The sequence below is a fragment of the Prochlorococcus sp. MIT 1327 genome, assembly GCF_047304785.1.
GTDB lineage: Bacteria > Cyanobacteriota > Cyanobacteriia > PCC-6307 > Cyanobiaceae > Prochlorococcus > Prochlorococcus marinus_D.
In genome coordinates this window covers 1,055,680-1,069,701 of the sequence record NZ_CP138972.1, presented here as the reverse complement: position 1 = coordinate 1,069,701, position 14,022 = coordinate 1,055,680, and the positions used below count along the sequence as shown (strand labels likewise).

Below are 14,022 nucleotides of genomic sequence, written 5' to 3'. Positions count from 1 at the left end.
GGAACGATGCTCTGCCAAGCCACTGGCTCAATTGCATGCCTTGGCAGTTCTGGATCGATCGCGGCGGAACCTTCACAGATCTTGTCGGAATCAACCCCGCTGGAGAATGCATTGTCCGCAAGGTACTCTCGGAACAGCCAGACCAACCTGGTGATCCAGCCGTCCGAGCGATCCGGGAGGTGTTGGAGCTCAAAGCAGGACAACCAATTCCCATCGGCTTGATTGAAGAAGTGCGCCTCGGCACCACCGTGGCCACCAATGCTTTGCTTGAAAATGCAGGAGAAGCGGTTCTTCTCTTCTGCAATCGTGGTTTCAGAGATCTGCTCCGCATCGGCGATCAGCATCGGCCTGAATTATTTGCTCTACAGATCCGCCGCACGCCCTTCCTGGCACGAGCCGTGATCGAGGTGCCAGGCCGCCTCGATGCCAAGGGGCAAGAAATCGAACCGATCAGCTTCAATGCAGCCCTAGAAGATGAAGTGCGGCGGCATGCCAAAGCAGGCTTGAAAAGCTGCGCCATTGCTCTCCTACATGCCTACCGCAACCCCAAACACGAACTGCACTTGCAGGACTGGTTAAATCAGCTGGGATTTAACTCCGTGGTTTGCTCCCATCAGGTTTGCCCCCTGCCACGCCTGGTACCCAGAGGACAAACCACCCTGGTGGAAGCAACTGTTTCACCAGTACTTTTCAAGTATCTAAACCAAGTCCGCAAGGAGCTCGGGCCGTCAACACGTCTCCGCATGATGGGCTCAAGCGGTGCATTGCTGACACCTAAATGGTTACTCGCTAAAGACACAATTCTCTCCGGACCGGCAGGGGGGATGGTTGGTGCTGTCGCCGCAGCACGAGCATCAGGCCTCGCCCAACAACCTCTACTGGGCTTCGACATGGGCGGAACCTCCACCGATGTGTTCCATGTTCCTGCCGGGCAACAGGAGGAAGACTGGCAGCGCAGCCCTGAAACAGAGGTGGCGGGCCAGCGCTTAATGGCGCAGAGGTTACCAATCCACACCGTGGCAGCAGGGGGTGGATCAATCATCAGCAGTGAGGGCGAACGGCTACAGGTTGGGCCTCGCTCAGCGGGTGCTGACCCCGGACCAGCCTGTTACCGCCGTGGCGGTCCACTAACGATCACGGACGCCAATCTCTTGCTGGGTCGCCTACAGGTGAACGAATTTCCAGCGCTATTCGGCCCATCGGCGAACCAGCCCCCAGACTTATCAGTTGTGCAAAAGCGCTTTAGACAACTAGCGGAGACGATCGGCAGCACACCAGAAGACAGCGCAGAAGGTGCCTTAGCAATCGCGATCGAACGCATGGCTGATGCAATCCGACAGGTCTCGTTACTACGCGGTCATGACATTCGTGGAGGCGTGCTTGTGGCCTTCGGAGGAGCCAGTGGGCAACATGCCTGCCGGCTAGCAGCTCAGCTAGGACTGAAGAGAGTGCTGTTTCACCCCTTAGCGGGCGTGCTCTCAGCCCATGGAATGGGCCATGCCCGTCAACGTCAATTACGCGAAAGGTCTGTGCGTGAACCCCTTAACGAAGACTTATTGGACAAACTTCAGCAGCTCATCAAGCTGGAACAGACGCAAGCAGAACAACTCCTACAGGAATCAGGAGACCTTGCAAGTGCTGTTGATTCAGCTCCACCAAAGCGTTGGGCCCGCATCGAACTGCGCTATGCATCCAGCGAACAAGGCTTGATGCTCTCCCTGAAGCCAACAACTTGCATCACGGATATACAAAAAGCATTCGCGGTCGCCCACCAACAGCGCTTTAGCTATATCCCTCCTCACAACCAGCCTTTAGTGGTGGAAAGGCTCGAAGTCGCAGTAGTAGCCCCTGCATCCCCAAGCGATCAAGGCCGATCAAGACTAGGTGACGTCCAACTGCATACGCCTCCACCACGGGGCGAACATCAACATGCTGAGGTGCATTGGCCAGATCTTGGCTGGCAGCAGGTGCCCCTCCATCATCGCGATCGTCTGATCGCAGGGTCTGTACTAGAAGGGCCAGCGCTGGTCTTAGACACTACAGGTTGCATCGTGCTAGAGCCTGGTTGGCGAGCAAGCGTGGATCAACAAGGAGCTCTTGTACTCGATGCCATCGCTGCAGATTCAGTGATTACAAGGCAACCGGTAGCACTGGCCAAGCAAACGCCCGATCCAGTGTTGCTGGAGTTATTCCATCATCGCTTCATGGCCATCGCCGAACAGATGGGGGAACGACTACGTCAAACCAGTCGTTCAGTGAACATCCGCGAACGGCTGGATTTCTCTTGCGCCTTATTCGATCATCAGGGTGCACTCGTCGCCAATGCCCCTCACATTCCGGTTCACCTTGGCTCGATGGGTGAATCAGTCGCCGATCTTCTGGCACAGATTAACGCTGGCGAACGCGGACCACTGCGCCCAGGCGAGACAGTACTCAGCAACGATCCCTTCCACGGCGGCACCCATCTGCCAGATATCACAGCAATCACACCTGTGTTCACCACAAGCGACAAACCAAGCTATTTCGTCGCCTGTCGTGCGCATCATGCCGATGTGGGTGGACTCACGCCCGGCTCGATGCCGCCCTTTAGTCGCAACATCAAAGACGAAGGACTCCTCCTCCGTAACGTGTCTTTTGTGAGCGATACTCACCACGACCGCAAGAGCTGGGAGCAAAGGCTTCACAGCGGCAACATGCCGCCACGAAACCCAGCCGAATTGCTCGCCGATCTACAAGCGCAAGTCGCCGCCAACCAGTTAGGCGTTCAAGAGCTGACGGCTCTTGTTGCCAGCACAGGTGATCGACAAGTCAACAGATACATGGCCTTTGTACAGGCCAATGCGGCCGAAGCGGTGCGCAAGGTGATCCAAACATTGAACAATCGCGCCTTCTCAGTAGAGCTCGACAATGGCGCAAAGCTTTGCCTGAAGATCTCAATTGATAAGCATCAGCGCACAGCAAAGGTTGATTTCACTGGCACCTCAGCCCAGGGCTCTGACAATTTCCAAGCTCCGCTGGCCGTAACAAAAGCAGCGGTGCTTTATGTCTTCCGCTGTTTAGTGAGGGAGACGATCCCACTCAACGCCGGTTGCTTTGAACCACTTGAACTGATCGTTCCCAATGGCTGCTTGCTCAACCCACACCCACCTGCAGCAGTCGTAGCAGGAAATGTGGAGACATCCCAAGCACTCTGCAATCTATTGTTCGCGGCCCTAGGGGTTATGGCAGCAAGCCAGGGCACGATGAATAATCTCAGCTTCGGCGACAGCGAACATCAGTATTACGAGACGGTTGGCGGCGGCAGCGGTGCTGGCAAAGGGTTTGATGGTGCTGATGGCATACAGACGCATATGACCAATTCCCGCCTCACCGATCCAGAGATCCTTGAGCAGCGCTATCCAGTACTGCTGGAGCTCTTTGCGTTAAGGCATGGTAGTGGCGGCCTTGGGCGATGGCGTGGTGGTGATGGGCTGTTGCGACAATTTCGCTTCTTAGCGCCAATGACAGCGTCGATTCTCTCTGGATCGAGACGGATTGCACCATTCGGGCTATCAGGCGGCCTGCCGGGGGCGTTAGGAGCAAACCAACTTGAACACGTCAATGGGAAAAGAGATCCGCTGAAAGGATGCGCAACGATCAACATCGAAGCCGGAGAGGCGTTGCTGATCTGCACCCCAGGCGGTGGAGGCTTCGGCTCACCGCGTGACTAACCCTTATTAGCGATTCATCAACTCATCCACCTGTCGCTGGTATGTATGAACCAACGATTGAACCAATACAGATCAGAAGCAACAGTGAGCGAAGAGATCACCAACCGGTCAGAACCAATCAGAATCAGAGGCATTGTCGGGATCATTCTGCTGAGATTCACGGCGGCGGCGTAAAAACTGTCCACGACCACTATCCAACCATCCAGAGCCAGAATCATTCCTCAACCGCCTGGAGCGATCGGAACGACCATCCCCCTGAAGAGTCTCCGAGCCAATCCCAAAGCTGGGGTTATTTGAAATTGCACGCTGATACATCTGCTCGTGCATTCCGTCATCACCAAAATCAGCAACTTCAGCAACAGACGAAGTCGGAGAAAAAGGTTGGGAGGCGACGTCTTGCTCCTGGTGGAAAGAGCTATATGAGCGATCAGAACTCTGCTCTGAAGGATCGCTTTGCGGAACGTATACCGGTTCTGAGAAAGCTAGCGACAGCCAACCTCCCTTAGGAAGCTGATAGCCGAGCTCAAGAAGATATTCACGGCCACCCATCGGCACAGGAAGGAACCACTCATGAGCCTTGCTATCGACAAGAATTTCTTTGATGGCGTGCCTACTGATCAAGGCATCGGCGTGGCTGTAGAGATCGACCAGCCGCAGACATAGGGCTTTTGCTTTTGTTTTTTTTGCCCGTTGCTGATCGGCTTTGCTGATGCTCCAGCTGCAGCGTGCCCACTTTGAGTCTTTGGACTGCAGTGAAACATAGCTTGAATCCTGGACCCTATCCTCGGTCCTGCTGGGCTGCTTAGCAGAAGCCTGTGGCGTGGCCTTAGACGACCCCCTTGGTTTAGTGACAAAGGCTTGAAAGCGTTGCTGGATTCCCTGAACCAGGCTTGAGACCCCTTTATTAGTGGACTTTTCTTGGCCTGTCACAGGGAGGTCAGCAGAAATCAAGTCAAATCATTTAGGCCATTTTTGCCTTGACAAAAGCTTTTGCCAGTATCTCCTGACATATGCAGAACAAAGCTCGGCCCGAACAAAAGCGTAAGAGCCCAGCAGCAATCAAAACCTTTTGTTCATGCCAATCTCTAGCAAACACTGCTGAACGGCCAAAAAACGGAGAGAGCGCCCTCGCAGTTAGGGAGACGAGAGAACAAAGTGGCATCCATGGTAAGAATTGGCTCAAAGTGGTTCAAAAATCCATGCACATTGAACCATCTCTACTAAGATTGTCTCTAAAGACTAATGTCAGAAAAAATAGTGGAAACAAGGCTATTTTGAATCCTATTGATTAGTACTAGAGACCTTCTTCTTAGTAAGACCAGCGACACTAGCAAGTACAAACATCCCAAGCAGAGCAGCTCCAAGCATCAAACCAGCCCCCTGACTTACTCCAGCACCGACAGCGACAATGATGGAATCACTAATCAAGAGACTTACAATTAATGCTGGAGTAAAAAGACGCCAACGCGTTCCACCTATCCCAATGGCGTAGCTCAGGAAATCAAAAAGTCCAGTCATTAAGAGACCGGTCATCAGGAAAAAGTTTCCCTCCAGTTGATTTTGATTGAAGCCTTCGATTCTCTTCATTGCTTTCACTCCAACCAAGCGGCGAACAGGCTCTCTTCCATAGTTTCTAGCGATAAAGAATGCTGCTTGACAAAAGATAAGATCAGCCAAAACAATTGTCACATATCCTGTTTTAAACCCCAATAGAGAACCTGCCAAAAGTGAATATGCAGAGCTGGGTAAGGCAGGTAAAATGATACTAATCCCTCGAAGTAGCATTATCCCCAAAGGAGCCCAGATGCCCATACTTTCCACCGCATTACGTAGCGGCTCAATGCCATATGTCTGTATGAGGTAAACCAGAACAACAAATGCTCCAACCCAAAATGTAATCAGAAAAAACTTACGCAATTTATTCATTTTGAAATACCTCGAGCAATTTTCATATTTTGCACCAGAGACGAAGAATCAAGCAACGGAGAGGGTGGGATTCGAACCCACGGACGGTTGCCCGTCAAACGATTTCGAGTCGTTCGCTTTCGACCACTCAGCCACCTCTCCAGACGCCCGTAAAGACGCAAGGCAACTTTAAAACGCTGAGGCCACCATGCTCAGGGAGCCGCTGGCTCTACCACTGACCCAAAGCCGCCCTGCAGTGTGTTGTAGCAACCATCGCCGCTCAAGAGAGGTTGGCACAAAGCCAAGCCATACCCCTGTCAAACCCTCTGATTTGACTATAGGTTGACGCTCCATTCCATCCAAACCCTGACGATCACGCCAACTCCAATAGGCCTGACGCGTTGGCAGCAGATGCCAACGCAAACGACCAGCTCGCAACTGCAAACTCTGCTCTGCTGCAGCGATTGGTCTCACCTCCAGGCCAGGACTGACTAACCGCTGTCCAACCTGCAAAGGCATCACACCCTGATGCTCAGCCAGCACGGTATGGGCCAGATTTCGCCAACAGGACGCCGCCTCACTGGCAACCGGATCCAAGACCATCGCCCAATCAAGACGGACATGACCAAACGCTTCACTCAGCCGACGAGCCTGCCAACAGCTACGACCATCTCCATGCGTACTAACCAAAACAGCCCGCCCACGATGCCTAGCTAGTAACCATTGACGACTGCGCTGATGCACCACCACGAATCCATCGCCCATCTGTACAACAGCCTGCGATAACGAACAAACCAACAACGCAACCACTCCCCAGTGACGCCAATGACGCAATCCCGTTACCAACCAAGGCAGCAATCCCAACACCAACAACAGCACCAACCAAGGCTGGGGATGACCGGTGAACAACTGCGCCATTGGCCAAGTGCAGATCCAACGCACCAGAGCAATCAATAACCCAGCCAACTGCTGGATCGGCCAACTGATCCAGTTCAGCAATGGAGTCAGCAAGCCAGCAGGCAAGAGCAAACACAACCAAGCCAACGCCATCGCTGAGAGGGTGAGCAGCACCAACAAAGGAGCAGCCAGCAGATTCGCCAATAGGGCATAGACAGGAGTGGAGCCAAAATGAACAATCTGTAGTGGCAGCGTCCAGACGATTGCGGCCAAAGGAACAGCCAGCGCCGGTGCCAACCCTCGAAGCCATGTAGGTAAACGCTTGGAGAAAGCCTGCTCTAGGGGCCCTGCTGTGACGACCAATCCGGCAGTTGCTGCCGCACTCAATTGAAAACCAATCGAACGCGCCCAGGCGGGATTCACCAACAGCATCAGCACCAACGTCGCTAGCAACACCCCTAGAGGACGACTGCGGCCTCCGCCCTCATTAATCAACAACACCGTGCTACCCATCAACACAGCTCTCACAACCGACGGTTGTGGTCCGGCCAGCATCAAAAAGCTAATCAGTGCCGTTGCAGCAAACGTCAAACGGAAGGGCCTTGGCAGCAACCGCGCAATCCCCAGCGACGCTCCCAACAGCACAGAAAGATGAAAGCCCGAGGCCGCCAAGGCATGGGAAAGGCCAGCAACGCGGAACGACTTAACCAAATCAAGCGGCAGATCAACTTGGGCACGACCCAACACCAAAGCCGCCAGCAATCCTCCCGAACGCGGACCTGCCAGTTGCTGTAAGCGCAAGGCGACCTGACGGCGAGCATCAGCGATCGGCGTCCAGGGACGTTGCAACACCTCAACCTGATCACCCCAGAATTGGCTCCAACTTCCCTGCTGCTGAAGCCGCTCCGCTGGCCCAGGCAGTAGCGAATGAGGCCCGAGAGCCGGAGCGCGCAACTGACCATGCACACGGATTCGCCAACCCTGCTGCAAAAGCTGAGGGCAAGGTCTTAGCTGAACTTCACTACGGCCATGCCTCGGCAGGCCATTGATCCGGTTCACCGCCAACAATGCACGGCAACTATCAGCCACAAAGCTGCTATCACGAAGCAATCGGCTATCACTCAGCAGCCGCCCTTCGAGGCTGCTTCGAAGCGGAAGGCGCGAGGAACGATCAAAAGAACCGGCACTCGCCAACAAACGCACAGGGTCCAAAGGTCCAGGCCTCGGCTGCCCCAACCAGCAAGCCCATGCCAACAACAATGGCAACATCAACGCCAATGCTGTAGCCCTGCTTTGGGTAATGCCGAGACGAATCAAGCAGAAACGAGCCGTGATCAGCAACACCACAGCAACGACAACCATTGCTTGAGAAGGAAAGGGCTGGGCACCAAGCACTAGTGCTGTCAGGGCCAAGCCTGCAACAAGCAAAGGCGAAGAAAACCCTCGCAAACAAACTCAAACGACTATCTCGAGAATTCCCCTCTCTGCGCTTCGCAGTCTGCAGGGTTCGAGGAAGAGCCTGGCAAAAGATCTCCCTAAGAAGATCTCTAGCCCTGAACCCACAAGCCTAAAACCCTATTTCCAACCGGATTGAGCCATCAACTGAATCGCCTTGGCATTATTCGCTCCGAGCTGGCTAATCGTGACCCGATCGGGGCGGAAAGTGCCGAACTTTTTGAGTTCTAACGACGTGCCATAGCCATTCAACGGATGTTCATAGGTGGGGCCAGCCATGCCTTGACTGCCATCAGGTGAAGCAAGAAATTCAAGCAGCTGAATCGCCTCCTTCTTATTCTTTGCATACCTAGCCAACCCACCAGCACTGACATTGACGTGGGCAGGATCAGGTGTGATAACCGTGAGCTTATTAGCAAGAGCCTTGTCTTTCGATCCGCTCACACCAGCACGCATCCGCGCAACATAGTAGTGATTAACGATGCCAACGCCACAGATGCCTTGTGACACAGCACGAGCAAGGGAGACATCTCCTCCAAAGTAAGGCTGGGAAACATTAGAGATCATTCCCTGCAACCAACTCTTGGTTGCCGCCTCACCGCGCAACACAAGCTGATCAGCGACTAAAGATTGGTTGTAGACGTTGTTGCGCTTGCGTAGACACACCTTCCCTTTAAGTGAGGGGCTAGCCAGATCGGCATAAGTGAGAATACTGCCAACGTTCACCTTCGATGGATTGGCAACAATCACCCGCACGCGACGGGTCAGGCCATACCAACGACCTTGCGGATCGCGATAGGCACTAGGTACTTCGCTATCCAATTTTGCTGAGCGCGAAGGTTGCAAAAGGCCCTCTTTTGCTGCATTACTAATCCGTGCCGCATCAACAAGGATGATCACATCTGCCTGAGAGTTTGCCCCCTCTCGTTTAAGACGCTCTAACAATGAAATACCAGAAGATTCGATCAGCCGAACCTTGATCCCTGTTTGCTCAGAGAATTTCTTATAAATTTGACGATCAGTGTTGTAGTGCCGACCTGAATAAACACGTACTTCTCGAGCCTTCGCAACACCGTTTTGGCTGAATCCAGTGCCAAGGGCGAGAACGGCCGCCAAGCCTGAATACGTAAGACGCGCCTTCAAACCCATTGCCAACAAACCATTAACGTTGCAAGCCTCACCCTATTGAGAGCACTCAAGGCCTCCTTGCGCATTCCATACCAGCCGCTGTAACAAATGATGCGCTGACGGCCCGGCAGGACCAACGCGCTGATGAGGGGACTTCCTCAGCAATTCTTATCATCTGCAATAGAACTAAGGAAAATGGTTATTTATAGGGCTAGAACAGAGTTGGAATAGTGGCACATCAGAACCACTCAGGGAGGAATTGAGACCTGGCCTCAGTTGGTGAAGGATAGAAGGAATATCTATGCGGCGGATCGCGACGGATCGAAGCGAGAAAAGTAGTATTAATGCCTATAAGATCATGACAAAAACGTCCCCAGCCAGGGAGTACCTGTCGGAAATATACAGACAACTACTAACAAACCAGTATTCGGAAGGAAAGTGAGGGTGTAGTTAGAAAAATTACTTAATAGGGTCAGAACAATCAAGTGGAAAGAAGGTATATGTACCGTTTTTTAAAGTATATCCAACATTCGAAGGTGGTACTACGGGGTAAAAATGGTCAGGCTACATACGATAAGAACCTTCAGAGATTTATTTTATTTTTCCTGGTAGAGACCTCTAAAAATGATTAAACTACCTTGAGAGTATTTACAACTATGAGTGAAATCAACGAACAGATCGACGTGGAACTATCCACTGATGATTTAAAGAGCGTTAGTGGTGGTGGTTTGTTTATAAACACTTTTAAAGGAACCAACCCACAAGGTTCTGGTTCTGATGAGACACTAAAAGATTGGAAGAAGAGGAATAGTTGGGAGTCCCCCCCAATCAATGGACCAGTTACAGACTCGTCAACCGAGACATAAATTTGGTGAACTCAATAACTAACAACTACCATCCATAGTTGATGGCAATGGTTATCCCTTCTATAAACCAAACATCAATCAAAACCCTAATCAACTAATGAAATCATCACTGTCTAAAAGAGATGGGATTTACATCGGTCTATTCCTTGTTTTGATTATTACTCAAATCCCACAGTCAGCAAGGAACCACAAGATAAATGTTTATAGAGATAACATAGAGAACTATTTTGATTACCAACGCGAGAGAAAGACGAAACAGTGGGATAAGAAGATGAAGGATTTGTTTGATGAGACAAGAAATTGTAGACACTATCTAAACAATGAAGGTGTTCGCAATAGCGCTGGACCATTCTTCCGTCACTAACCTTCTTTTCGTTCGACTTTATCTTCTGGTAGAAACCTCTAATAACGGTTAGACTATATTGAGAGTATTTATACCTATGACTGACCCTAAAGAGACAAACGAAGAACTCTCAACTGATGACTTGAAAAGTGTTCGTGGTGGGATTGTCATTCGTGGTAACGACTGTATGTTGAAAGGGAATGGTCCAGAAGGTTCTGGTTCTGGTAAGACACTCAAAGAATGGGAGAAGGGAAATAAGACCGAGGTTGTTGTTGACAATCCAAGTTTCGATTCAACAATTTCACGATAATTGATGATGTTGATTGAGGTGGAGATGGTGTTGGTCCCTACTTCCGTCACTAACCTTCTTTTCGTTTGAAATTTTTTTCTTGTAAAAACTCTAAGAATGAATAGACTATGTTGAGAGTATTTACACCTAATGGCTAACCCTGAGGAAGAACAGTAAAAGATTGGGATGAGAGAAATGAATCATAGAGAGGATTGGGTAAATGAAAAACGAGATAGGATTATTGAAAGTAGTAAAGGGATGGAATTCGATGAGGAATCAGTCTCTGTTGGCGTAAGGAGTCTCATTGGTAATCTTCGTTTCTTGTTTCGTGTTCTTGATGAGTGTAGTTACATCAACATCAAGATAAGAGATAAACTAATGACAGTTACTATCACTAATTCTGATTACAATATTGTCATCAATCCCTATCTCGAAACTGATGAATGTCTAAACCAATCACAGGAAGACGAAGATTGGATTACTTATGAATGGTTGAAGGAATTTGGATTGGTTGAGTTGATGGATAAGGAATGGAGGAGGACTAATGAGGAGAAGGGAAAGATAGAGGAAGAAAGACAAAGACTTATTCAGACGGTAGATTGGACTAATAAACAACAATCATCAGGAGATGACTAATGACAGAACCACCTCTTCATCTTTTTCCTCATCAACAAAAGAAGAAGTTGATAGAGTTAGAGTTTGAACTTAGGATTTATAACTTTATGAAGTGGTTCATCTTACTCCTTGTTTTATTCTTCGTTGGTTATAGTTGGGATGAGTTAGGAATTGCTAGACTTGTCTTCTTTCTTTTTGGTTGTAGTTACAGTTGGTTCGTTCAAAGAGGTAAAGAGAAGCACAAAGAAGTTTTGAGGTGGAGGGTGATGGTCAATCCAAGTGTGGGAAAGTAGGACAAAATATGGTACTGATAAACAACCACCTTATATGACTTACCACTTGTTGTATTACATAGATGATCTTCCTACGAAACTAAAAACCGAGTTGTCTTTAGAGAAGGGAGAGGAGATGTTTCACTTCTATGTTGATGACGATAACTTCAATGATGAGGTTATAGAGTTAGTTGAGGATGGAACCAACAAAGTCATTCGTCATTATGACCCCAACTAACTTATGAGTTACTTACTCAATATCTACGATACTCCTGGACACCCTCCTACAAACCACGAGAAGATTGAAAATCTGGAGGAAGGTATCCGTGTGTTTAATAAATACGTTGATGATGACGATTATAAAGATTTCGATATGGAGTTGATAACAGAAGAATATGATGAAGTCCGATACTATGATTCAACTGAAGGAGAGGTTGAAACCTTTGATAAAAAAAAGACATGAGTGATCTATGTTTACTATTCTCTCGGGCAATACAACTGTTGGAACTGTGATACTTGCAGGATCGATATTTTTATGGTTCTACCTGTACAACAACAGCAAGATTGACGAAGACTTATAGGATTAATAAATCTGAACTCCTTCTAACCACTCCTTTATTTCCTTCACCTCTTTCTTTAGATCCTTCTTTGACTTCTTAGGAGTCAGCGTAGAAGTAGGTCTAGACAATGGTAGTGTATCCTGCCTATGTTTAGACGATAGATTACTCGTGGATTTTGATTTAACTACTTGCTTGAGCATCTATACCTGTTGGTGTCTAAGTAGAGCCTAAGGTGTTAGTTGAAGAACAGGTGTTATTGATAGTTGTTTACTCTCCTTCCATCTGTTCACTTCCTCCATAGAAGTTTTTTTGTAAGGGGGGGTGAGATAGTTTCTTATTTGATTGACCTTGAGTTGTTGACCTTGACCCTTGACTTGAGATTGGTAACTCATAAGGTTTATTATAGTTTGCTTGGGTGATGGAATAGTGGGATAGCGGTATCGATCTAGTAAGACAACAAAGACCACCTTTCTTATTAACTGCTCGAGACTCCCACCGTTCATTCACTAAGGGATTTGGATAAATTTTGTCTCGTATAGAAGAATTGGAAGTAGACCTAAGATTAGGAAGTTTACAGTTTTATTTATACGAGTCCTCCAGAGTTTTATAACGTCGAAGTATTGGTTATTGTGGGATTTACCCGGCAATCTCTATGGAGCCTCTGACCCATCCATTGCTTGACGAGGCAACTGTGAGCCAACTGCGTGCAACTCTCTTGGCTGACGAAACCTCATGGCAGGACGGACGTAAAACAGCGGGATATCAAGCAGCCGAAGTCAAAAACAACCTCCAGCTGGATCGCAACTCAAAAACCGCCAAAGAAAACAGCCAACTAGTGATTAAGCAGCTTGAATCGGATCCGCTTGTGAAGAGCTTTGCCTTGCCAAGGCACATCCACGGGGTGATGTTCAGTCGATCCGGTATTGGCCAGGGCTATGGAATGCATGTCGACAATGCGTACATGAGCTCAGGGCGTAGCGACCTCTCCTTCACGCTATTTCTCAGCGAACCCGAAAGTTACGACGGAGGAGCTCTCTGCCTTCAAACCTTGCAAGACAGCAAGCAAGTGAAGCTGCCGGCAGGCCAGTTGATCATTTATCCCAGCACAAGCCTGCATGCAGTGGAAACAGTCACTGCTGGTGAGCGGCTGGTTTGTGTTGGCTGGATCCAGAGCTATATCAGGAGCAATGAAGACCGCACCATTCTGTTTGGCCTCAATGCTGGTGCCCGCGCCCTTCTTGCCGAACATGGCCGTTCACCAGAACTGGACTTGATCTTTCAGGCGTACACCAACATGCTCAGGCGCCTCGGCAACTGAAGCCTGAATCATTTGATACTAGACGAAGTATCGAATCGCCAAACAATGGTTGCGTTGGGGAGCCAAAATATATGTAGATTCGCTTATCTGCAAAGCATGAGTAAAAAGTCTCCTGTAGCAATATTTCTTGCAGCTTCTGCTCTGCTGGCCGCAAACGCACTACAGCCAAATCTTAGTCACGCTGGTGAAGGCGGTGAAGGCGATATGGGAGGACTGAAGGAGTGGAGCACTGATCAAGACATCGATGCTGAAAGCAAACCTGATGAAGACGCCAAAAAAGCTGCCAAAAAGGCAAAGAAATCAAATATTTGCGTCCCGATCGGCGAAGGAGAAAACTGCTGGTAAACCTATTCTGAAATAGTTATCACGAAAACCACTTTAAACGAAGATAAACAAGCTCAATCCAAGGCTTCTTCTTACAAGGGAAAAGCCTTTTTTATTAAGGCTAGTAAAACTAATCTACTCAGAAAAGAGGCAATATAATCCCCGAAAAAGAAGGAAGAAGTAGTTTCAGTTTCCTATTACTTTGACCGTAGATTTATTCAGAAAAGAACCAATGCATATTTCCTTGTTGAAGTTTTCTGCATTGCTCTCTTCAGCTTTGAATAACTTGCAAAGACAAAAAAAGGCGCCCGCTCTAGGGGCGCCTTGATGGTCTGAAGAA

General features: G+C 49.2%; 11 protein-coding genes and 1 tRNA gene. 7 read left to right on the top strand and 5 right to left on the bottom strand.

All coding sequences use genetic code 11. From position 1 onward, the window contains the following. Window positions 1–35 precede the first annotated feature (35 nt). Window positions 36–3,710 carry a hydantoinase B/oxoprolinase family protein gene (locus SIB80_RS05180; protein ID WP_063419622.1) on the top strand — a complete coding sequence of 1,225 codons (3,675 nt, stop codon included), beginning with the start codon at window positions 36–38 and terminating at the stop codon, window positions 3,708–3,710. Between the two features lie 108 nt (window positions 3,711–3,818). On the opposite strand, the gene SIB80_RS05175 is transcribed toward SIB80_RS05180, so the two are convergent. The 5 genes from SIB80_RS05175 to SIB80_RS05155 all read right to left on the bottom strand — a co-directional run bounded on the left by SIB80_RS05175 (window position 3,819) and on the right by SIB80_RS05155 (window position 9,116). Next, window positions 3,819–4,661, bottom strand: coding sequence for a DUF4912 domain-containing protein (locus SIB80_RS05175; RefSeq protein WP_063419623.1), 843 nt, complete (start codon window positions 4,659–4,661; stop codon window positions 3,819–3,821). A gap of 330 nt (window positions 4,662–4,991) precedes the next feature. Next, on the bottom strand, window positions 4,992–5,636 hold the full coding sequence (locus SIB80_RS05170; protein ID WP_063419625.1) for a TVP38/TMEM64 family protein: 645 nt from the start codon (window positions 5,634–5,636) through the stop codon (window positions 4,992–4,994). A gap of 56 nt (window positions 5,637–5,692) precedes the next feature. Beyond that, window positions 5,693–5,777 (bottom strand) — tRNA-Ser (locus tag SIB80_RS05165). 27 nt (window positions 5,778–5,804) lie between these two features. Further along, window positions 5,805–7,940 (bottom strand): ComEC/Rec2 family competence protein, encoded by a 2,136-nt coding sequence (locus SIB80_RS05160; RefSeq protein WP_063419696.1) that lies wholly within the window; start codon window positions 7,938–7,940, stop codon window positions 5,805–5,807. A 147-nt stretch (window positions 7,941–8,087) separates the two neighbouring features. Further along, entirely contained in the window at window positions 8,088–9,116 is a 1,029-nt protein-coding gene (locus SIB80_RS05155; RefSeq protein ID WP_063419626.1) for a Fe(3+) ABC transporter substrate-binding protein, read from the bottom strand. Window positions 9,117–10,401: 1,285 nt separating this feature from the next. Between SIB80_RS05155 and SIB80_RS05150 the strand changes: the two genes are divergently transcribed. The 6 genes from SIB80_RS05150 (at window position 10,402) to SIB80_RS05125 (ending at window position 13,703) form a co-directional block, all read left to right on the top strand. Further along, the gene (locus SIB80_RS05150) at window positions 10,402–10,614 is read left to right on the top strand and encodes a hypothetical protein (protein ID WP_063434948.1); all 213 of its coding nucleotides are present in this window, start codon (window positions 10,402–10,404) and stop codon (window positions 10,612–10,614) included. A 174-nt stretch (window positions 10,615–10,788) separates the two neighbouring features. Continuing rightward, entirely contained in the window at window positions 10,789–11,229 is a 441-nt protein-coding gene (locus SIB80_RS05145; RefSeq protein WP_063419697.1) for a hypothetical protein, read from the top strand. Beyond that, complete coding sequence (locus SIB80_RS05140; RefSeq protein ID WP_063419629.1) at window positions 11,229–11,501, top strand: hypothetical protein; 273 nt, start codon at window positions 11,229–11,231, stop codon at window positions 11,499–11,501. Before SIB80_RS05145 ends, SIB80_RS05140 begins: the two co-directional genes overlap by 1 nt. Window positions 11,502–11,721: 220 nt before the next feature. Next, window positions 11,722–11,943 (top strand): hypothetical protein, encoded by a 222-nt coding sequence (locus SIB80_RS05135; protein WP_063419631.1) that lies wholly within the window; start codon window positions 11,722–11,724, stop codon window positions 11,941–11,943. A gap of 749 nt (window positions 11,944–12,692) precedes the next feature. Further along, complete coding sequence (locus SIB80_RS05130) at window positions 12,693–13,358, top strand: Fe2+-dependent dioxygenase (RefSeq protein ID WP_063419633.1); 666 nt, start codon at window positions 12,693–12,695, stop codon at window positions 13,356–13,358. Between the two features lie 96 nt (window positions 13,359–13,454). After that, window positions 13,455–13,703 carry a hypothetical protein gene (locus SIB80_RS05125; protein WP_063419634.1) on the top strand — a complete coding sequence of 83 codons (249 nt, stop codon included), beginning with the start codon at window positions 13,455–13,457 and terminating at the stop codon, window positions 13,701–13,703. The last annotated feature ends 319 nt before the right edge of the window (window positions 13,704–14,022 follow it).